Genomic DNA, 20,288 nt, shown 5'->3' with positions numbered 1-20,288 from the left:
AAACGTATGGACCGCCGCAAATTCATGACCGGATGCCTCGGCCTGCCGCTCCTGGCGCATGCGGGTGGAGCGCAGGCGCAGGCCGGGCTGAGCAAGATCATCTTCCCGTTCGCAGCGGGAGCTGGCGGCGATACGTTGTGCCGGCTGATCGCGCAGGAGATGGCCCCGGTGCTGCAACGGACCATCGTGGTCGAGAACCGCACCGGCGGCGACGGCCTGATCGGGATCAAGGCGGTGAAGGGCGCAAGCCCCGACGGCAGCATGGTGCTGGTGACGACCGGACCCACCATGTACCTGCTGCCGATGGTGGAGACGACACCGAGCTTCGACACGGCCAGGGACTTCATGCCGGTGTCGCTGCTGGCGCGGTTCGAATTCGCCGTCGTGATCGGCCCGGGGGTCGACGCTCCGGATTTCAAGAGCTTTGTCGCCTGGCTGAAGGCGCATCCCGACAAGACGTCGTTCGGCGTGCCGAGCAATGGCACCATTCCGCATTTCATGGGCTCCAAGCTGGAGAAGGATCTCGGCATTGCCCTGACCCGCGTGCCCTATCGCGGCAGCGCGCCGATCCTCAACGACCTCGTCGGCGGCCACATCTCGTTCGGCATCACCACGCTGGCCGACGCGCTGCCGCAGCATCGTGCCAAGGGGGTGAAGATCATTGCGGTGTCGAGTGCCGAGCGCTCGCCGTTCGCGCCTGACGTTCCGACGCTGAAGGAGAGCGGCATCGATCTCGTTGCGGACGCCTGGTACGGCATGTGGCTTCCCGCCGGCAGCCCGCCGGAGTTTGCGAGCAGGCTCGGCGCGGCCGCGAGCGCCGCGCTGGCCAAACCCGAGGTGAAGGAAAAGCTGACGGCGATCGGGATGATCCCGGTCGGCTCGACGCGGGACGGATTGAGCAAGGAGCTCGCCGCGAACACGTCGTTGTGGCAGCCGATCGTGAAAGCGACGGGCTACAAGATCGAGAATTGAGTCTCCCGCGGCGACACACACTCAGTCGTCATGGCCGGGCTTGACCCGGCCATCCACGTGCGTCCGCGCTTGCCGCAAGACGTGGATGCCCGGGTCAAGCCCGGGCATGACGAATGGAGAGAGCCTCCCTCTACTCACATCTTCGCGCGCTGCGCGATACCGTCCTTGATTGCTGCGAGCTCTTTCTCGTCCCAGATGCCGATCAAAATCCCACCCTTCACCTGGAGCTGGTTATCCGCATAGGCTGCAATCTTCTCGCGCGGCGTCGTGATGTGGTCGTTGGGATGCAGCGCCCAGTCGAACAGCTCGGCCTGCAACCGAGCTACGATGCCCGCGCATTCCGGATCGTCGCCGCGATCCAGATATTCGTCCGGATCGGTTTCGAGATCGTACAGCATCGGGCGGAAGCCGGAGGCGTGGATGTACTTCCAGCGGCCGTCGAACACCATGAACAGGCGGCAGCGCTCGATCGGCTGGTTCAGCTTCAGCCGCACATCCTGCATGGCGTAGTCGTATTCGGAGAAGGCGACCTTGCGCCAGTCCGTCGGCGTCGGCCCGCGCAGCAGCGGCAGCAGCGAACGTCCTTCGAGGATGTGGCCCGGCACCTTGCCGCCGAAATAATCGACGAAGGTCGGCGCGAGATCGATCGCCTCCACCAGCGCATCGCTGCGCGTGCCGCGCGTCACGTCGGCCTCTTGCGAGGGATCGATGACGATGAGCGGGATCTTCGCCGACTGCTCGTGGAACAGATCCTTCTCACCCATCCAGTGATCGCCGAGATAATCGCCGTGATCGGAGGTGAACACGATCATGGTGGTGTCCAAGAGGCCGCGGTCCTCCAGGAACTTCATCAACACGCCCATCTGGTCGTCGATCTGTGCGATCAGGCCCATATAGGTCGGGATCACCTTGTCGCGGGCATCGTCGCGCGCCATGTTGCGGGAGTAGCGCATGTCCATATAGGCGCCGAACACCGGATGCGGATTCTGCCGCTCGCGCTCGGAGCGGATCACCGGAATCATGTCGTCGGTCGAATACATGCTCGCATAGGGCTCTGGCGCGATGTAGGGCCAGTGCGGCTTGATATAGGACAGATGCAGGCACCACGGCCGGCCGTCGGTCTCGGCCTCGCTGATGAAATCCATCGCGCGCCGCGTCATGTAGGGCGTCTCGGAATGCTCGTCCGGCACGCGCGCGGCCTTGTCGGCATGCACCAGCAGCCAGCCGTTCTGCAGGGAGCCATCGTCGGCCGCGCCTGAATTGGCCCAATGCTCCCAGGGGTTGGTCGCTTCAAAGCCCTGCTGGCGCAGATATTCATCGTATTTCGGCCGCGGCCGTCCGGTCGGATGCAGGCCGTCGTCGCGCTCGTAAGGCTCGAAGCCGCATTCGGCGACGTGCACGCCGATGATCGATTCCGGGGGAATGCCGAGCGCCTTCATGCCCTCGAGGTCGGGCGCCATGTGGGTCTTGCCGACCAGCACGTTGCGCACGCCGATCTTCTTGAGGTGATCGCCGAGCGTGGGCTCGCCAACGCGCAGCGGCCAGCCGTTCCAATGCGAGCCGTGCGAGCGCATGTAGCGCCCGGTGTAGAACGACATCCGCGAGGGCCCACAGATCGGCGACTGCACATAGGCGTTGGTGAACAGCACGCCGCGCTTTGCCATGGCGTCGATGTTCGGTGTCTTCAGCGTGGGATGGCCGGTGCAGCCGAGATAATCATAGCGAAGCTGGTCGCACATGATCCAGAGAACGTTCTTCGCGCGCGCCATGCGTCATCCCTGTTGTTTCTTGATCGTTCGATGCTGCGATATCGCGGCCGCGATGACAAGCCAGTGCCCAATTTGACTACGGTCACAACCACCGAACCTCATCCTGAGGAGCCCGCGGCAAGCGGGCGTCTCGAAGGATGGCTGCGGGCGAGAGCCGGGCCTTCATGGTTCGAGACGCGCGTTCCGCGCTCCTCACCATGAGGGTCTCTCGGCAGGATCGATCAAGCCGACCATGGCTCCGCTTCGGCGGCGCTCTTGGCCTTGCTGGACACCGGGGCCTCGCCGATCACCTCGGCAAGCGCACGCAACGCTTCCTTGACGCCCTGACCGGTCGCGCCGGAGAGCAGCAGCGGCGTCTTCCTGGCGGCGCGCTTGAGGCGGTCCTTCTGCTTCTTGAGCTCGTCCGGCTCGACCGCGTCGATCTTGTTCAGCGCGACGATCTCGATCTTGTCGGTGAGCTGTCCGCCATAGGCATCGAGCTCCTTGCGCACGGTCTTGTAGGCCTTGCCGGCGTGCTCGCAGGTTGCGTCGACGAGATGCAGCAGCACGCGGCAGCGCTCGACATGGCCGAGGAAGCGGTCGCCGAGCCCCGCGCCTTCATGCGCGCCCTCGATCAGACCGGGAATATCGGCCAGCACGAATTCGCGGCCGTCGGCGTTCACGACGCCGAGCTGCGGATGCAGCGTGGTGAAGGGATAGTCGGCGATCTTCGGCTTCGCCGCGCTGACCTTGGAGAGGAAGGTCGACTTGCCGGCATTGGGCAGGCCGACGAGGCCGGCATCGGCGATCAGCTTCAGCCGCAGCCAGATCCAGCGCTCCTCGCCGGGCTGGCCGGGATTGGCGTTGCGCGGCGCGCGGTTGGTCGACGACTTGAAATGCGCGTTGCCGAAGCCGCCATTGCCGCCCTCGGCCAGCACGAACTTCTCGCCCACCTTGGTGAAGTCGTGGATCAGCGTTTCGCGATCCTCGTCGAAGATCTGGGTGCCGACCGGGACCTTGAGCACGATGTTCTTGCCGTTGGCGCCGTGGCGGTCCGAGCCCGAGCCGTTCTCGCCCTTCTGGGCCTTGAAGTGCTGCTGGTAGCGGTAGTCGATCAGCGTGTTGAGCCCGTCGGCGACCTCGATGATGACATTGCCGCCACGGCCGCCATTGCCGCCGGAGGGACCGCCGAATTCGATGAACTTCTCGCGGCGGAACGCCACGCAGCCGTTCCCGCCGTCGCCGGAGCGGATATAGACCTTTGCTTCGTCGAGGAATTTCATGGGCCATAGGTAGGCCAGCCGGTCCCCCGCGGCAACCCGCATTGCCCCGCGGATTGGCCGAATTTCTCGCGAAGTCGCGCCTTGCTTAACCTGCCGGGCGGCGCCGGATCAGGAATTTCTGCAGGCCCTCCAGCACCAGCTCCTTGCGCTGGTTGAAGATCGTGCTTCGAAGCGTGACCACGCCGGTCGTACGTCCCGGCACCAGTTCGGTGACTTCGAGCGCGGGGTAGATCGTGTCGTCGACGAACACCGGCTTGAGGAACCGGCTCGATTGCTCGAGGAAGCCGATCAGGGAGTCCTCGACCATGAACGGAAACAGGCCGGCACCGAGCGCGGTGTGGATCAAGGTCTGGAAGCCGTGGGCGAGCAGATGCGGCATGCCGCGGCTGCGGCAATATTCCACGTCGTAGTGCACCGGATGAGTGTCGCCGCTCGCGGTCTGGAATGCGGCGAACACTGCCGAGGTCTGGGTGCGGCTCGGCAGCACGAAACGCTCGCCGACGACGAAATCCTCAAACCAGCGCTGCGCGGGGATCATGCGATGCTGGGGGGGATCGAAGTCGGTCATGCGCTGCACCATCGGAATGGACTTGGAGAATGATCCGTATCGCGCTGCACGCAGTGCGACAATGCGTTCAATTGATCGAACTCGGACTTGTTTGGTGCCTTGTCGCCATTAAAAGGACCTTCCGACGCCCTATCGATCGCGCTGCTGCCCTGTCCTCCGTCATTGCGAGGAGCGCAGCGACGAAGCAATCCAGGCTGCCGCCGCGGTGACAGCCTGGATTGCTTCGTTTCGCTCGCAATGACGCGTTTCCCGAAGCAAACCCTGTCGATGCCCCTGTTCAAGAACCTCTCCGCCTATGACGACCGCTCGGCGCGGCTGGCCGGCATCGCGCTGATGGTGCTGTCGATCTTCATGTTCTCGTTCGGCGATGCCATGGGCAAGTTTCTGGTCGGCACCTATTCGGTCGGGCAGCTCTTGTTCCTGCGTGCCTGCGCGGCGCTGCTCCTGCTGTCGCCGATGATCTGGACGCAGCGTCACCAGTTCCTGCATCTGGAGCGGCCGGGCTTGCAGCTGATCCGCGTCGTGCTGTCGACGCTTGAAGTGGCCGCCTTCTTCCTCGCCACCGTCTATCTGCCGCTCGCCGACGTCATCACCTATTATCTCGCCGGCCCCATTTTCGTCACCGCGATGTCCGCGATCTTCCTGGGCGAAAAGGTCGGCTGGCGGCGCTGGACCGCTATCCTGGTCGGCTTCTGCGGCGTGCTGATCGCGCTGCGCCCCTCCGCGCAGACCGTCAGCCTGCCGGCGCTGATCGCGCTCGGCGGCAGCCTGTCGTTTGCGACCCTGATGCTGATCACGCGCAGCCTGCGCAAGACACCCGACATCGTGATGGCGTCCTCGCAATTCGTCGGCACGTTCTCGCTCGGCGCGGTGCTGTCGGCGTTCAACTGGGTGCCGCCGACGCCAGGCAGCCTCGTGATCTTCGCGGCCGCCGGTCTGATTTCTGTGACGGCGCTGTTCTGCGTCAACCGCTCGCTCAAGCTCGCGCCGGCGAGCGTCGTGGTGCCCTACCAATATTCGATGATCGTCTGGGCTGTGATCTTCGGCTTCGTCGTGTTCGGCGACGTCCCGTCGATCGCAACCCTCGTCGGTGCGGCCATCATCATCGGTGCCGGCTTCTACATCTATTTGCGCGAGCGCGATTTGGGGCGCGCGAGCGCGGACGTGAATCCGCCGGCGTAGCCACACCCACAGCGTCATCCCGGGGCGCGCTAAGCGCGAGCCCGGGATCCATACCTACGAGAACTGTTTTGCGAAGACTCGGAGTGGGCGCTTTGCCTGGCACTCCTCCCTGGGATTATGGGTCCCGGGCTCGCGACTTCGTCGCGCCCCGGGACGACAGCGGAGAATGTGGTGCGCTCTTGCGCTATTTCATGCGCCGCGCGCTGCTCCAGCTCTTCAGCGACGCCCACACCCCGCGTGACAGGCGGAAGCAGTCGACGGGCGTCGAGGAGCCGAGCGCCAGGAAGCGGTGCAGCTGCACGCCGCTCCACTGGAAGCCGCACTTCTCCAGCACCTTGCGCGAGGCCGGATTGGTGACGCGCGCACCGGCATGGAGATGCTCGTCCTCGAACTCCTCGAAGAAGAAGTCGATCGCGCCGCGCGCGGCTTCGGTGGCAAAACCCCGGCCCCAGTGCTCGACGCCGAGCCAGTAGCCGAGCTCGGCGTTGCCGGGCGTGGAGCAGTCGATGCCGACCATGCCGACCGGCCCGGTGTCGTGCTCGATCAGGAACACGGTCTCGCTGCCGAGCGCGGCGGTGGCGCGGATGAATGCGACGGCGTCTTCCTGCGAATAGGGATGCGGGAGGCGGCGGGTGTTCTCGGCGACGCGGCGGTCATTGGCGAGCCGGGCGATGGTCCTGACGTCGGCGAGGGTCGGCCGCCGCAAGGTCAGCCGCTCGGTGGCGACGACGCTGGGTCTCGCCTCCTGCAAGGTCACGCTCGAGAAATCCTGCAACATGTCCGGCTCCGTGAAAGTCACTAATTCGAAGTGAGCAAGTCAAAGAAAAGGGGAGGCCGGTTTCCCGCCTCCCCTGGAGCCTGCTTGTGGACTCCGCCGGTTCAGTCAGGACCCGGCGGACTCCAAATTTGATCCACCGTCTATTCAGCCGCCTCGGCGATCGGGAGTACCGATACGAAGGTGCGGCCGTTGGCTTTGGCCTGGAACGCAACGCGGCCCTCGATCTTGGCGAACAGAGTGTGGTCCGTGCCCATGCCGACATTAAGGCCCGGGTGCCAGGTCGTGCCGCGCTGACGCGCGATGATGTTGCCGGGAGTGACGATCTCCCCGCCGAACGCCTTGATACCGAGGCGCTTGCCTTTGGAATCGCGTCCGTTACGCGATGAACCGCCTGCTTTTTTGTGAGCCATGGCTCGTCTCCGAAATCCTGCGTATGTCTAGGTCAATTCCTTGACGGAATCATTTCAAAAGGTCTCACGCCTCAATTCGTGAACTGGCGTGATCGATTCTCGTTACTCGGCGGCTTCGGCTGCCGGCTCCTTGGCCACCTTCTCCCGCTTCGGGCGCGGGCCCTTGGTGGGCTTGGCGCCGTCCGTCAGGATCTCGCTGACGCGCAGCACGGTGATCTCGTCGCGGTAGCCGCGCTTGCGGCGCGAATTCTTGCGGCGGCGCTTCTTGAACGCGATGACCTTGGGGCCGCGCTTGTGGTCGAGCACCTCGACCGCAACGGAGGCACCCGCCACCGTCGGAACGCCCAGCACCGGCGTGTCGCCACCGACCACCAGAACTTCATTCAACTGCACGATCGAGCCGACGTCGCCTTCGATCTTGCCTACTTCCAGGACATCATCCGGCACGACGCGGTATTGCTTGCCGCCGGTTTTGATGACTGCGAACATCGTTTTTTTCCTTCGTGTTCAATCCCGGCCTCGCGACTGATATCGTCGGGGCCGGCTTTTTGTCAGTCGCTAAGGGTTTATGCGCGTTTGTGCGGGCGGGACTTACCCCTTTGAAAACCCACGCAAAAGCAAGCGGCGCGAGAAACGCCCCGCGCCGGCTGTGGGACTTATAGCCGCTGGACGCCGCGAGTCAAGGAAAACCGCGGGAAAAGGCCCGAGATCTGAAGGATTTGGAGCGTTTGCAAGGGGCCGAGGGGAATCTCGGCCCGGGCTGCAACCATCGGGTTCCCTCGCCGTTGTCCTCGCAAATCTCTCGCGGGCTAGGGCTATCATGGCAACGGACGAACTGGTCAAGACAACGGGCATCGCCCAGCACGGCGCGAGCCGTCTGCCGTCGGTCGATGTCGACAGCTTCAACATCGAGATCAAGGACGACAACGGCTTTCTCGGCGACCGCGCCAGCAAGGGCGCGTTTCGCGACATTCTCGACCACTGGCGCAAGCCGCTGCGCAAGACGGGGGAGGACCCGTTCGGCAAGGTGCCGACGGAGGAGATCAACAAGAAGACGCTGGACGCCATCCTGGTCGGCGACGACACCGAGGCCTCGGCCGTGGTGCACAGCGCGATCGAGGATTTCGCCCAGGAGCTGGCCTATGTCACGCGCCGCTTCCTCAAGACCAAGGCCTGGGCCAAGACCGAGCGCATCGTCGTCGGCGGCGGCTTTCGCGATTCCCGGCTCGGCGAACTCGTGATCGCCCGCGCCGAGATCATCCTGAAGTCGGACGACTTCAAGATCGACCTGCAGCCGATCCGCCATCATCCCGACGAAGCCGGCCTGATCGGCGCGCTGCATCTGGCGCCGTCCTGGATCTTCGAAGCCCATGACAGCATCCTCGCCGTCGACATCGGCGGCACCAACATCCGCTGCGGCCTGGTGGAAACCGGCTGGAAGAAAACCAAGGATCTGTCGAAGGCCAAGGTGGTGCATTCCGAGCTGTGGCGCCACGCCGACGACGAGCCGACGCGCGAAGCCGCGGTGAAGCGGCTCACCAAGATGCTGAAGGGGTTGATCACGGAAGCGGACAACGAAGGCTACAAGCTCGCGCCTTTCATCGGCATCGCCTGCCCCGGGGTGATCAACCCGGACGGCTCGATCGAGAAGGGCGCGCAGAACCTGCCGGGCAATTGGGAGAGCAGCAAGTTCAACCTGCCGGCGAGCCTCATCGAGGCGATCCCCGTCATCGGCGAGCACGACACCGCGATCCTGATGCACAATGACGGCGTCGTTCAGGGTCTGTCGGAAGTGCCGTTCATGCAGGATGTCGGGCGCTGGGGCGTGCTCACCATCGGCACCGGGCTCGGCAATGCGCGCTTCACCAACCGCCGCAGGGAGAACGGTAACGGCAAGGACCGGGATTCCACGGAGAACGGGAAGAAAAAGGGCAAGGCGGACAAGGAGTAACCTTGACCGGTTAGGTTAAGGGACGGATTGCGTTGCGCCATGCGGACTGCACGCTACGGTCGAAATCGCCGCTTTCACTCGGCCGGCGAAGCCGCCCTTCCTGGCCAGTATTTCAATGAGCGGCACGGGACCGCCAGTGTTTACCGCGTCTGGCGGTCCCACCCCGTCTTTCTTCCTTCGAGCCGTGATTCGCGTCCGCGGCCTCGGCCCCCGCGCCGGGCGAAGCGCGAAAACTCCGGGCCGAAAGGCTCGAACGCGCGCCAAAATCCGCAATCGGCGCCGTCAGCACCGCGACCGTCGCGGGTTCGGCGGAAGACCATTCCGATTTTCGTCTCCCGCGCCTTGTCTGGCCCGCCATCCTCGCCTATTAACGCCCCCAACCACAGGGGCCGCAGCTCCTAACTTGGCGCCTTCAGGAGAGGTGGCAGAGTGGTTGAATGCACCGCACTCGAAATGCGGCATAGGTGCAAGCCTATCGGGGGTTCGAATCCCTCCCTCTCCGCCATTCCGTGATACGCCGCCATATGCCGACGCTTCGGTCGCTTGAGCCGTCGCCTATGCGCTCAGTTCTTGAATGCCGGCATCTGAGACGAAGCCGACATTTCCGAGCTAAGCCTTCGACGTCGGCTACCGACACTTGCCATTTCTAACCTGGAGCCGCTTCCCGGCGCCCGCCACGGAGGGCGAACGTCGGGGCCGGACTTCAGACGGTCCGAACCGTGCCGCCGTCGATGACGAACTCGGCGCCGTGGATCGCTGCGGCGCGATCGGAGGCCAGGTAGGCGATGAGGTCGGCGACCTCATAGGGCTCGGCCGCACGCCCGATCGGGATCCCGCCCAGACCGTCGAGGACGACTTGCCGCGCTTCCTCGATCGAGCCGCCATTTGCGGCCTGCAGACGCTTCAGCATGTCGACGGACGACTCGGTCATGATCCAGCCGGGGGAGACGGCGTTGACCCGCACGCCCTTCGGCCCCAGTTCTTTGGAGAGGGATTTGCTGTAGGTTCTGAGCGCAGCCTTGGCGGCGGCGTAGCCGGTGGTCGACTCGGGAAGAGGCAGGACTGACTGGATGGAGGTGACGTGCACCACCGTGCCGGCGCCCCGTTCGATCATCTGCGGAACGAGGAGACGATCAAGGCGGACCGTGGCCAGAAGGTTCAGGTTCAGCTCGGCAAGCCAGTGATCGTCCGTCAGGGCAGCAAAGCCGCCGCCCGGCGAGGACGAGCCACCAATCACATGGGCTAGGATGTCGACGCCGCCCATATGCTCAAGCGCGGCTTTGGCCAGGATTTCCCCTCCCTCGGCCGTCGTCAGGTCCGCCTGGACGAACGCGACGCCGTCGACGGGCTCCATGGTTCCGCGGGCAGCGGTGATCACCCGAGCGCCGCCGACCAGGAAGCGGTCGACGGTGGCGCGGCCCAGACCCTTGCTGCCGCCGCTGATCAGCACGCGCTTTCCCGCGAACTCGGTCGGATCAGCCTTGATGGTCATATCGTGATCTCCAAGGCTTTGATGGCATTGTTTTCGAGCGTGAAACCATAGGTGAAGCGGATGGGGCTGCCTTTGAAGTCGCCATGGGCAAGGCCTTCGACCACGACCTGACCGTTCTCGTGGCGAACGGTATCCGGCACAAATATCGCCTTCGCGCCGACCACCGCCTCTTCGAGCAAGGTCCGCACTTCGGCGTGGCCCTCATGACGGTGTTCGTTGTCCGAGATGACCGCATCGGCGGCGAACGGCTTCAGCATGCCGTCCACGTCGAGCTGTGCGTTGGCCTCGACATAGTCGGCTATGGGCTTGGGTAGTTCGATCGACATCGCTCGCCTCCTTGACATGAGACGGTTGATTTAGAGGGAGACATAACTCACGATAATCGGGGCAAACCGGCATGCGGTGTTGCGAAAAGTGGGACAATGCCGAAACACGGCCTGATCGAATTTGATGCTGTCCTCGCCATTGCGCGGCGCGGATCGTTCCGGGCAGCGGCGCTGGAACTTGGCCTGTCGACCACCGCGCTGAGCAACGTCATCGGGAAGCTGGAGCGCCAACTCGGCGTCCGACTGTTCAATCGGACGACGCGCAGTGTTTCCCTGACGGATGCCGGACGGAACTTCGTCGATCAGGTCGGGCCTGCCGTAAAGACGCTTCACGATGCGATGGGGGCTGCCCGTTCGCAGCAGGAAATCCCGTCCGGAACGCTTCGGATCAATGCGTTCGCAACAGGAGCGCGGGAGGTTCTTGGTCCGCTCCTGTTGAAGTTCCTGCGACGCTATCCTCACGTTCACATCGATCTCGTCACCGAGGGCCGGATCGTCGACATCGTTGCCGAAGGGTTCGATCTCGGCCTGAGGAGCGCCGACCTGGTGCCGAGCGACATGATTGCCATTCCCGTCGGTCCTCCCCGGAGCTTTGCCGTGGTCGCATCGCCCGAATATTTCAGAGCCAACGGTAAGCCCCGCGTGCCTCCCGACCTGCTGCGCCATTCATGCCTGCGCATCCGGCTGCCGAATGGTGCGCTGCATCGCTGGCAATTCGAAAAGGAGGGCCAGTCCGTCCAGATCGACGTTCAAGGGCCTGTCACGCTGGACGAGGCTAGCCTCTCGCGCATCACGGTGCTCGACCATGTCGGCATCGGCTACTTCATGGAGTCCGATGTGCGCGAAGACATCGAGGCGGGGCGTCTCGTTCGGGTCCTGGAGGACTGGACGCCGCTACTGGCACCCCTGTGTCTCTACTATCCGAGCAGGCGCAATCCCTCGGCCGCGTTCAAGGCGTTGATCGACATGGCGCGTGGCCCTGCCGGCTGACGGTTTGCTGGATGAATGGTTGTGTCGAGAACGCGAGTTGGCGATCGCGATGCATCTTGTTCGGGCGTGGTCCGCCAGCAGTTTCTAACTCTTTCTGGCCGGCCGATAGCGCACGTGATCGATCAGGCTGCGCAGCTTCGGCGGAAGATTCCGCCGGTCCGGAAAGTAGAGGAAAAAGCCTGGGAAGAACGGGCAGTACGCCTCCAGCACGGGCACCAGCTCACCTCGTTCGATATAGGGCCGAAACGTCTCTTCCATGCCGAACGTCAGGCCGCCTCCCGCGCAGGCGGTCCGCACCATGACCCACATGTCGTTCGTCGTGATCCTCGGGTTCACCGCGACGTCGAACTCGCGCCCCGCCTCGCCAAATTCCCAGCGGTAGGGAGCCACGTGCGGCGCCGGCCGCCACCCGATGCAGCAATGCTGCGAGAGCTCGCGCGGGTGAGAGGGGGCGCCGAACCGCTCCAGATAGGCCGGAGCAGCCACGACGAGCTGACGCTGATCGCCTGAGACCGGCACGGCGATCATGTCCTGCTCGATCACCTCGCCGAGCCGGACGCCTGCATCGTAGCCCTCGGCCACGATGTCGAACTCCTCATCGGTCACGGTCACGTCGACCTGCACGCCGGGATTGGCGTGCGCGAACTCGGCCAGCAGCGGGCCGCGAATGAATCGCTCGGCGATCGACGAAACAGCCAGTCGCAGCTGCCCCGTCGGCTGCGCGTCACGATCGCGCGCGCCGTCGATCGCCTGTTCGACTTCGGCGACCGCCGGCGCCACGCGCTGATGCAGGCGCATGCCCGCTTCGGTAAGACTGACGCTCCGGGGCGTTCGCTGGACGAGAGCCACGCCCAGCCGGTCTTCCATGCGTCGGATGGCCTGGCTCACGGCGGATCGCGTCACCCCCAACCGCTCGGCGGCGCCCCGGAAGCTCTTGGCTTCCGCGACCGCGATGAAGACGGCGACGAGGTTCAGGTCGGTGGTCATTGGTTAGCTGAGCTTACCACCTCGGTCATCATTGGCCAACTTGTCTCACCTTTCGTTGGAAATTACGTCTCCGCCATACGATGGAGGCTCTGATGACATCACTTGATCACTACCGCCTGCTCGGTCGTTCGGGCTTGCGGGTATCTCCCCTCGCACTGGGCACGATGACCTTCGGGACCGAGTGGGGATGGGGCGCCGACGCCGGCGAGGCACGTCGGATATTCGACCTGTACGTCGACCGCGGCGGCAATTTCATCGACACGGCTGTGAACTACACCAATGGCGCTTCCGAGCGTCTCGTCGGTCAATTCGCCCGCGACAAGCGCGACCGCCTCGTGCTCGCAACCAAATTCACCATGGCGCGCGACCCCGGCAATCCCAATTCCGGCGGCAACCACCGGCTCAACATGGTTCGTTCGGTGGAGCAGAGCCTGCGGCAGCTCGACACCGACCGCATCGACCTGCTCTACCTCCACGCCTGGGACGCGACCACGCAGCCGGACGAAGTGCTACGCGCGCTGGACGACCTCGTGCGCAGCGGCAAGGTCCAGTATGTCGGCATCTGCAACACGCCGGCCTGGCGCATTGCCCAGCTGCAGACGATCGCAGACCTGCGCGGCTGGTCGCCCTTCGTCGCGCTGCAGATCGAATATAATCTGGTCGAGCGCACGGTCGAGCATGAGCTCATTCCGCTGGCGGCGAGCCTCGGATTGGGCGTGCTGCCCTGGTCGCCTCTCGGCGGCGGCGTGCTCACCGGCAAGTACACAAGGGCCGATCTCAGGGATTCCCAGGAGCGCGCCGTCGGAACGACACGCGCCTCGATCATCGCGTCATCCGGCCTTCTCAACGAGCGCTCGCTGGATGCGGCCGAGACGGTGCGAGCCATCGCCTGGGAGCTCGGCGCGACATCCTCGCAGGTCGCCATCGCATGGACGCTGGCCAATCCCGCAGTCACCGCACCGGTGATCGGAGCCCGCACGCTGGAGCAGGCGCAAGACAATTTCAGTGCGGTCGGGATCACGCTGTCTCCTGACCAGATGGCGCGCCTCGACCAGGCGACTGCGCCCGATCCCATCTTTCCGGGCCGCTTCCTGCGCCGCCCGATGGTCGAGCAGCTCATCTTCGGCGGCGCCGCCGTCGCGCGGCGCGTATAGATCGCAAAGCCGACCACGCGTGCATCACTTCGGGGCAGGACGGCATTTTGCACCAGAACGGGAGACACCAATGGCAACCATGCTTAATCGCGCACTTGCGTCGTGCGTCTACGCGGTCATCGTGACGGCTTCCACCCTGACGACGGCCGCACCCTGCGGACAGGCCAATTCCGTGCCGGACGACAACAAGCTGATCGTCGCCGACGCCTTCGATCGCTGGGCCGCGGGAGGCACCAGCTTCTTCCATGATCTGCTGCACGACAACGTGGTCTGGCGCATCAAGGGGTCTGGCCCAAGCGCCGGCGAATTCCGAGGCCGCGATGTGTTCCTGGATCGAGCGGTCCGTCCATTCGCGAGCCGGTTGTCGGCACCGGTCCGTCCGACAGCCGTGAGGATTTTTGCCGACGGTGACCACGTCATCGCGCATTGGGAAGGTGGCGGCGTGGCGCGCGACGGCAAGCCTTACGCGAACAGCTACGCCTGGATCATGCGCATGCAGGACGGCAAGGCCGCGGAGGTGACGGCCTATCTCGACCTCGTCCCCTATGACGACGTCCTGCGGCGCATTCCGTCGCCGGCGCGATAGCCCCGCTCCGAGGAGGAGGGTCATCGCAGGAGAGAGTGATATCGCTTGTGGCCATCCTTCGAGACGCCCGCCTTTGGCGGGCCCTCAGGATGGGGACCGCGTGCGTGGCGCTGGTTTCAGCGAACTCCGATGCCGCTTAGCCTCATCCTGAGGAGACAGCGAAGCTGTCGTCTCGAAGGACGAGGCGCGCGCTCAGCTCGCGCAAACAGCCATAGGCGATAGCCCTGCTGCGAGGGGCGGATTGAACCCATCGCCTGCACGATCCGACCTAGCAAGGCCCCGCCATCCGGCGGGCGCCAGGTGATCCCAGGACGATGTTCGACAAAACCTACCGGCAGCGCCTCGAAGCCGATCTGGCGCGATGGGAGGCCGACGGCGTGATTGCGCCGGCGGCGGCCACCGCCATTCGCCATGCGCTGCCGCCGCTTCCGGCCGCCATCAACATCGCCGTGGTCGTCGCCATCGTCGGCGGCCTGCTGATCGCGGCCGCGTTCCTCGCCTTCGTGGCGGCGCACTGGACGGAGATCGCGCGGCTGTTGCGGTTCGCGATCCTGCTCGCCGGCATGGTCGTCACCGGCGCGCTCGGCGCCTGGTTTGCCGCGACCGGCCGCAGCGTTCTCGCCGATCTCTGCGCCAGCGTCGGTGCGATCATCTTCGGCGCCGGCATCGCGCTGGTCGGGCAGATGTATCATCTCGGCGAGGATTTTGCCGGCGGCATGCTGCTGTGGTCGATCGGCGCGTTTGCCGCCGCACTGCTGACCGGCTCGCGCGGTGCGCTCGCGGTCAGTCTCGTCGCCGCCAGCATCTGGACCTGCATGCGGATTCACGATGCGCCCGACGTCCTGCATCTTCCGTTCGTGGCGGTCTGGCTGGTCGCAGCAGGCCTCGCCTTCGCCTGGAATTCGCGCGCCGCGGCTCATCTCGTCGCGCTCGCAGTGCTGCCGTGGTGGATTGCGACGTCGCTCCGCTTCGACTTCGAGGGAGCCCAGCCGTCATTCGTGCTCGCGAACGGTGCGGCCCTGTTGTTCGGCGCCGGGCTTGCGATCGCCGCAGCACCGTCGCCGCGGGCCCTCTGCCTCGGAACAGTTCTGTCGATCTACGGCGCGTTGTCGCTGGCCGGCGTCGCCGTCCTGGAAGTGACGACCGTCGACGACATCATCCGCCTCCGGACCGCCACGGTGCCGGCCCAGCCGCCTTGGGCGAACCTGTGCGGCGTTGCCGGCGTGATCCTTGCGCTGGTGTCCGCCGCAATCACCAGGCGCCCGGGTGAAGTCCTGGCAGGATGCGCGATCGGGCTCGTGCTGGTCGCGGCGCCGCTCTGGCCGGCATCCACGGCCGGCGAGCCCTGGTTCGCCTATGCCGCGCTGCTCTGCGCCATGCTGTGCCTCGTCGTGTCGGGCATGCTCGACGATGTGCGTCCGCGCATCGTCGCCGGCTGGCTCGGCATCGCCGGCGTCATTGCGGGCATCACCTGGGCCGTGAAGGGCTCGCTGCTGCGTCGATCGGCTTTCCTTGCCGCCGCGGGCGTGGTGGCCGTCCTATTCGCAACCGCGCTCAATCGCATGCTACCGAGGGCTGAGCGATGAACAAGATGATCGCGTCCCTCACCGGGCTCTGGCAGCGCATTCCGAAAGCCGCGCTGTTCGCCGCCGCCATCCTCGTTCAATGTGCGCTGCTGGTCCTGATGGTTGCCGACCGGATGCAGATCCTGCGCGAAGGCACCGAGGTCACGTTGCAGACTCAGCCGGTCGATCCCCGCGATCTCCTGCGCGGCGACTATGTCGTGCTCCGCTATGACATCTCGCAAGTGCCGGCCGGCGTGCTCGCCGGCAAGTCGGCCGACGCACGCAATCCGGTCGTGTTCGTCAAGCTTGCACCCGACGCCAACGGCCTCTACGCGGCGGTCTCGGTGCATGCCGAGCCCGTCACGGTCACGGCGCCCGAAGTGCTGATCCGCGGTCGCGTCGCCAACTACGGCGGGTCCTGTGGATCCGGCCGACGCACCTTCTGCGACAACCTGCTGATCAAATATGGTCTCGAAAGCTACTTCGTGCCCGAGGGCGAGGGCCGGAAGCTCGAGCAGGCCCGCAACCAGCAGAAGCTGCGCGTCGTCGCCGCCGTGCTGCCCTCGGGCCGCGCCGCCATCAAGCGGCTGCTGCTCGACGGCGAGCCGGTGTACGAGGAGCCGTTGTATTAGCTGCCGGTGATTCCGGGCGCCGACTTCAAAGCCCGCCGCAGCACGTCCCACATTCGCGGCTCGCTCATCTGTGCCACGTTGAAGCGCATGAAGTGCGACGCCGACTGCGACACGCTGAACACGTTGCCCGGCGCGAGCACGACGTCTTCCTCGAGCGCGGCACGCGCAACAGCCGTGGCATCCAGCCCGTCGGCAAGGCGGCACCACAGGAAGAAGCCGCCGCGCGGCATCAGCCACGGCTCGATCCCCAGGGCCTGAAGCTTGCGCGCGACGTCGCGACGCGTCCGCGTGAGCCTCTGCCTGAGCTCGTCCATGTGCTTGCGATAGCTGCCGCCGATCAGCACTTTCGCTATGATCTCGGCCGCGACCGGGCTCGGCCCGCCGAAACTGGTTGCGACCTGGAGGTCGACGAGATGCTCGATCCAGTCGGCGCGGGCCGCGATGTAGCCGCAGCGCACCGACGCCGACAGCGTCTTGGAGAAGCTGCCGATGCGGATCACGCGGGTGAGGCCGTCCAGCGCGGCAAGGCGCGGCGAGCGCTCCGGCTCGAAGTCGCCGAAAATGTCGTCTTCGATGATGGTGAGGTCGTGCCCGGCGGCCGCGGTCAGAAGCCGGTGCGCGGTCGCAAGAGACAGCGTCGCGCCGGTCGGATTGTGCAGTGCTGAATTGGTGATGTAGAGCCGTGGCCGTTCGCTGCCGAGGATCTGCTCGAAGTGGGCGACGTCCGGGCCCGACGGCGTGGTGGGCACGCCGACGATCCTTGCCTGATGTGCGCGCAGCAGTGCTCGGAAATTGAAGTAGCAGGGATCGTCGACCAGCACGGTGTCGCCGGGACGGAGCAGGAATCGGCAGACGAGGTCGGTGGCCTGCGTCCCCGAGCCCGTCAGCATGAGCTGGTCGACTGACGCCTCAACGGCATCTTCGGCCAGCCGCGTGATCAGCAGCCGGCGCAGCGCCAGTGCGCCGCGCGTGCTGCCATAGTCGGTCAGCAGGCGCTCGTCGGCCCGCGCCAGCGCACGGACGGCCCGCCGCAAGCCGGCCTCCGGCATCCAGTCTGCCGGCAACCAGCCGCAACCCGGCTTGAGCACGGCCGCATCGGCGTCGAGCGACTGCCGCGACACCCAGAACGGATCGACCTCCCGGTCGCGCCGCGGCTCGACTTCGGCCAGCGCGAGCGGCGGCGCTGCCATCGGGGAGACATAGAAGCCCGAGCCGCGGCGCGCGCGGATCAGGCCTTCGGCAGCGAGCCGGTCGTAGGCCTCGACCACCGTGGAGGGCGAAACGTCCATGGTCGCGGCAAGGCTGCGGATCGAGGGCAGGCGGTCGCCGGCACCGAGGGCGCGGCCCGCGACCTTGGCGCGGACCGCGCTCATAACATCGGCGGTCCGCGTGCCGTTGCGGCCCTTCATGCGTGTGTCGGCGCCCAATGTGTATGGCTTTCCATATCAATACAGTTTCGTCGGATTGTATGGGATTGTCGCTGGCTTCGCCACGGTCGAAGCGGATAGATGGCCGCGCCAGGGAATGAGGTGACATGCAATCTGCGGGCAGCGGCTGGGGCAACGGTCTCCTGGGCGTCATCATCTTCAGCGGCTCGCTGCCGGCGACACGGGTGGCGGTCGGCGGCTTCTCGGCGCTGTTCCTGACGTCGGCGCGCGCTGTGATCGCCGCGCTGCTGGGGGCTGCGCTGCTCGGCCTGCTCCGTCAGGCGCGGCCGGCACGGACGGATCTCGCCTCGCTCACGATCGTCGCCATCGGCGTCGTGGTCGGCTTCCCCCTGCTGACGGCGCTGGCGCTCCAGCATATCACCTCCGCGCACTCGATCGTGTTCATCGGCCTCTTGCCGCTATCGACGGCGATCTTCGGCGTGCTGCGCGGCGGTGAGCGGCCGCAACCGCTGTTCTGGCTGTTCGCCGTGCTCGGCAGCGCCACGGTGGCCGGCTTCGCCCTCGCTGCCGACGGTTCGGCGTCGCTCACCGGCGATCTCTTGATGGTGGCCGCGATCGTGCTGTGCGGCCTCGGCTATGCCGAAGGCGCCGCGCTGTCGCGCCGCCTCGGCGGCTGGCAGGTGATCTCCTGGGCGCTGCTGCTCTCCCTGCCGTTGATGGCGGCGCTCGCAATCCTGACATGGCCGCCCGCCTTGAGCGGCATCAGCGTGCCGGCCTGGATCGGGCTCGCCTACGTCTCCGTCTTCAGCATGTTCGTCGGCTTCATCTTCTGGTACCGCGGGCTCGCCGTCGGCGGCATCGCCCGCGTCGGCCAGCTGCAGCAGCTGCAGCCGTTCTTCGGTCTCGCGCTCGCAGGCTTCCTGCTGCATGAGCCCGTCGCCTGGAGCATGATCGCCGCGACCGCGCTCGTGGTCGTCTGCGTCTTCTTCGCGCGGCGGTTTGCGTGAGGCCTGTGCCTCACGCCTCCCCCATCACCGTCCGCGTCAGCGCGCTCCTTGCAAACTTCTTCAGCGGCATCGGTTTGCCGAACAGAAAGCCCTGCACGAGATCGAAGCCGAGCTCGTTCGCCGCGACGAGGTCGGCGCGGCTCTCGACCCCTTGAGCCACGGTGCGCGCGCCAAAGCTCTGCGCCAGCTCGACGATGTGACGGCACACCGTGCGCTTCAGCCGGTCACCGCCGCTGCCGGTGACGAATTGCCGATCGGCCTTCAGCTTGACGAAGGGAATTCTGTCGAGCTCCATCAGCGACGGCCAGTTGGTGCCGAGATTGCCGATCGACAGGCCGATATTGTGCAGGCCCACCTCGCGTGCGACCTCGGTCAAGAGGTCGACCTCGCGGATCGCCTCCTCGCTATCGATCTCGACCGTCAGTCCGCCAAAGGCCGGATGCGTCGGCACGCGGCGGCAGAGATCCCGCACCGCCTGCGGTTCCCTCAGATAGGAGGCGGGGAGATTGATCGACAGATCGACCGGGCTTTGTTGTTCGAGAAGATAGTGCCAGTCCTGCACGGCGCGATCGATCACGAACTCCGACAGACCGCGGAAATGCGGATCGTGCGGCTCCGGGATGAAATAGGCCGGCGGCACCACGCCCCAGGTCGGATGCCGCATCCGCACCAGCGCCTCGGCGCCGCTGCGCACGAGCGTGCGCGCGTCGATCTTGGGCTGGTACCAGAGTTCGAGCCAGCCGGCGTGCAAGGCCTCGCCGACATGCACCGCCGGGCTCGGCGCCGGCTCCTCCGGCAGCAGCATCGCAACACGCTCGCGCAGCGTCTCCGCGGCAAAGGGCGTGGTCAGCGGCGGCAGCATCGCAAGGCCATATTCCTCACCGACCTGCCGCACGGCTTTGACGATGATCGATTCGCGGGCACCGACGGCGAGGACCCTGCCGGCAAATGCCTCGCGCACCAGGATTTCGAGGAATCGTCCCGGCTCGATGCCATCGGCGGCGACGCCGAGCAGGATCAGGTCCGGCAACTCGGTGGCGAGCACGGTTTGCAACTCGTCGGCACTGGCGCATTCGCAGGTGACGAAGCCGAGATCCTCGAGCACCTCGCTGAGAAAGGCGCGCAGGTGACGCTTGCTGTCGGCCACGCAGGCGCGCGGCGTCACCTTTCGTCGTCCGAAGGTCACAGGCCTCCGGCCGACGAGTTCAATCATCCCATCGTTCATCGTACACCACTCCCGTTCCGTGACGGTTTTTTAAACGGCGAGCG

The 20,288-nt window shown here is 65.6% G+C and carries 20 protein-coding genes and 1 tRNA gene; 10 read left to right on the top strand and 11 right to left on the bottom strand.

The window, feature by feature from the left end; all coding sequences use genetic code 11:
- Window positions 1-6 precede the first annotated feature (6 nt).
- Window positions 7-972, top strand: a complete 966-nt coding sequence (locus tag ABIF91_RS14790; protein ID WP_028180028.1) for a Bug family tripartite tricarboxylate transporter substrate binding protein — start codon at window positions 7-9, stop codon at window positions 970-972.
- Window positions 973-1,106: 134 nt separating this feature from the next.
- Here the strand turns inward: ABIF91_RS14790 and ABIF91_RS14785 are convergent, their stop codons facing one another.
- The 3 genes from ABIF91_RS14785 to ABIF91_RS14775 all read right to left on the bottom strand — a co-directional run bounded on the left by ABIF91_RS14785 (window position 1,107) and on the right by ABIF91_RS14775 (window position 4,571).
- The gene (locus ABIF91_RS14785; RefSeq protein ID WP_028180027.1) at window positions 1,107-2,741 is read right to left on the bottom strand and encodes an alkaline phosphatase family protein; all 1,635 of its coding nucleotides are present in this window, start codon (window positions 2,739-2,741) and stop codon (window positions 1,107-1,109) included.
- Between the two features lie 221 nt (window positions 2,742-2,962).
- A complete protein-coding gene (obgE, locus tag ABIF91_RS14780) occupies window positions 2,963-4,003 on the bottom strand; it encodes a GTPase ObgE (protein WP_028180026.1) in 1,041 nt (346 codons plus the stop codon).
- Window positions 4,004-4,088: 85 nt separating this feature from the next.
- Window positions 4,089-4,571: a MaoC family dehydratase gene (locus ABIF91_RS14775; protein ID WP_424579219.1), complete on the bottom strand. Its 483-nt coding sequence runs from the start codon at window positions 4,569-4,571 to the stop codon at window positions 4,089-4,091.
- A 267-nt stretch (window positions 4,572-4,838) separates the two neighbouring features.
- Here ABIF91_RS14775 and ABIF91_RS14770 point away from each other — a divergent pair, with 267 nt between their 5' ends.
- On the top strand, window positions 4,839-5,753 hold the full coding sequence (locus tag ABIF91_RS14770; protein ID WP_028180024.1) for a DMT family transporter: 915 nt from the start codon (window positions 4,839-4,841) through the stop codon (window positions 5,751-5,753).
- 184 nt (window positions 5,754-5,937) lie between these two features.
- Here ABIF91_RS14770 and ABIF91_RS14765 read toward each other — a convergent pair whose 3' ends face one another.
- The 3 genes from ABIF91_RS14765 to rplU form a co-directional block, all read right to left on the bottom strand.
- Entirely contained in the window at window positions 5,938-6,531 is a 594-nt protein-coding gene (locus ABIF91_RS14765) for a GNAT family N-acetyltransferase (RefSeq protein WP_028180023.1), read from the bottom strand.
- Window positions 6,532-6,671: 140 nt separating this feature from the next.
- Window positions 6,672-6,941 carry a 50S ribosomal protein L27 gene (gene rpmA / locus ABIF91_RS14760; protein WP_008538809.1) on the bottom strand — a complete coding sequence of 90 codons (270 nt, stop codon included), beginning with the start codon at window positions 6,939-6,941 and terminating at the stop codon, window positions 6,672-6,674.
- Between the two features lie 102 nt (window positions 6,942-7,043).
- The gene (rplU, locus tag ABIF91_RS14755) at window positions 7,044-7,430 is read right to left on the bottom strand and encodes a 50S ribosomal protein L21 (RefSeq protein WP_028180022.1); all 387 of its coding nucleotides are present in this window, start codon (window positions 7,428-7,430) and stop codon (window positions 7,044-7,046) included.
- A 331-nt stretch (window positions 7,431-7,761) separates the two neighbouring features.
- On the opposite strand from rplU, the gene ABIF91_RS14750 reads away from it, so the two are divergent.
- Together ABIF91_RS14750 and ABIF91_RS14745 are read left to right on the top strand one after the other, a co-directional pair.
- Window positions 7,762-8,892, top strand: coding sequence for an ROK family protein (locus ABIF91_RS14750; protein WP_028180021.1), 1,131 nt, complete (start codon window positions 7,762-7,764; stop codon window positions 8,890-8,892).
- A 415-nt stretch (window positions 8,893-9,307) separates the two neighbouring features.
- A tRNA-Ser gene (locus ABIF91_RS14745) sits at window positions 9,308-9,397 on the top strand.
- Window positions 9,398-9,595: 198 nt separating this feature from the next.
- Here ABIF91_RS14745 and ABIF91_RS14740 read toward each other — a convergent pair.
- Window positions 9,596-10,384 carry an SDR family oxidoreductase gene (locus ABIF91_RS14740; RefSeq protein WP_028180020.1) on the bottom strand — a complete coding sequence of 263 codons (789 nt, stop codon included), beginning with the start codon at window positions 10,382-10,384 and terminating at the stop codon, window positions 9,596-9,598.
- Window positions 10,381-10,710: a nuclear transport factor 2 family protein gene (locus ABIF91_RS14735; protein ID WP_028180019.1), complete on the bottom strand. Its 330-nt coding sequence runs from the start codon at window positions 10,708-10,710 to the stop codon at window positions 10,381-10,383. The genes ABIF91_RS14740 and ABIF91_RS14735 overlap by 4 nt, the downstream gene beginning before the upstream one ends.
- 96 nt (window positions 10,711-10,806) lie before the next feature.
- On the opposite strand from ABIF91_RS14735, the gene ABIF91_RS14730 reads away from it, so the two are divergent.
- On the top strand, window positions 10,807-11,700 hold the full coding sequence (locus ABIF91_RS14730) for a LysR family transcriptional regulator (protein ID WP_028180018.1): 894 nt from the start codon (window positions 10,807-10,809) through the stop codon (window positions 11,698-11,700).
- An 84-nt stretch (window positions 11,701-11,784) separates the two neighbouring features.
- Here the strand turns inward: ABIF91_RS14730 and ABIF91_RS14725 are convergent, their stop codons facing one another.
- Complete coding sequence (locus ABIF91_RS14725; RefSeq protein WP_028180017.1) at window positions 11,785-12,687, bottom strand: LysR family transcriptional regulator; 903 nt, start codon at window positions 12,685-12,687, stop codon at window positions 11,785-11,787.
- Window positions 12,688-12,779: 92 nt separating this feature from the next.
- Here ABIF91_RS14725 and ABIF91_RS14720 point away from each other — a divergent pair, with 92 nt between their 5' ends.
- The 4 genes from ABIF91_RS14720 to ABIF91_RS14705 all read left to right on the top strand — a co-directional run bounded on the left by ABIF91_RS14720 (window position 12,780) and on the right by ABIF91_RS14705 (window position 16,624).
- Complete coding sequence (locus ABIF91_RS14720) at window positions 12,780-13,841, top strand: aldo/keto reductase (RefSeq protein ID WP_284278174.1); 1,062 nt, start codon at window positions 12,780-12,782, stop codon at window positions 13,839-13,841.
- Window positions 13,842-13,911: 70 nt separating this feature from the next.
- Window positions 13,912-14,427: a nuclear transport factor 2 family protein gene (locus ABIF91_RS14715; protein WP_028180963.1), complete on the top strand. Its 516-nt coding sequence runs from the start codon at window positions 13,912-13,914 to the stop codon at window positions 14,425-14,427.
- A 314-nt stretch (window positions 14,428-14,741) separates the two neighbouring features.
- Window positions 14,742-16,013, top strand: coding sequence for a DUF2157 domain-containing protein (locus tag ABIF91_RS14710; protein WP_028180964.1), 1,272 nt, complete (start codon window positions 14,742-14,744; stop codon window positions 16,011-16,013).
- Window positions 16,010-16,624 (top strand): GDYXXLXY domain-containing protein, encoded by a 615-nt coding sequence (locus tag ABIF91_RS14705; RefSeq protein ID WP_028180965.1) that lies wholly within the window; start codon window positions 16,010-16,012, stop codon window positions 16,622-16,624. Before ABIF91_RS14710 ends, ABIF91_RS14705 begins: the two co-directional genes overlap by 4 nt.
- Here the strand turns inward: ABIF91_RS14705 and ABIF91_RS14700 are convergent.
- Complete coding sequence (locus ABIF91_RS14700) at window positions 16,621-18,033, bottom strand: PLP-dependent aminotransferase family protein (protein ID WP_028180966.1); 1,413 nt, start codon at window positions 18,031-18,033, stop codon at window positions 16,621-16,623. The genes ABIF91_RS14705 and ABIF91_RS14700 overlap by 4 nt on opposite strands.
- A 125-nt stretch (window positions 18,034-18,158) precedes the next feature.
- Between ABIF91_RS14700 and ABIF91_RS14695 the strand changes: the two genes are divergently transcribed.
- Window positions 18,159-19,019 carry a DMT family transporter gene (locus ABIF91_RS14695; RefSeq protein WP_028180967.1) on the top strand — a complete coding sequence of 287 codons (861 nt, stop codon included), beginning with the start codon at window positions 18,159-18,161 and terminating at the stop codon, window positions 19,017-19,019.
- Between the two features lie 10 nt (window positions 19,020-19,029).
- Here ABIF91_RS14695 and ABIF91_RS14690 read toward each other — a convergent pair whose 3' ends face one another.
- Window positions 19,030-20,244, bottom strand: a complete 1,215-nt coding sequence (locus ABIF91_RS14690; protein ID WP_028180968.1) for an EAL domain-containing response regulator — start codon at window positions 20,242-20,244, stop codon at window positions 19,030-19,032.
- Window positions 20,245-20,288 lie beyond the last annotated feature (44 nt).

The organism is Bradyrhizobium sp. USDA 241 (assembly GCF_049739505.1).
Taxonomy (GTDB): domain Bacteria; phylum Pseudomonadota; class Alphaproteobacteria; order Rhizobiales; family Xanthobacteraceae; genus Bradyrhizobium; species Bradyrhizobium liaoningense.
This window is presented reverse-complemented; position numbering and strand designations above follow the sequence as displayed.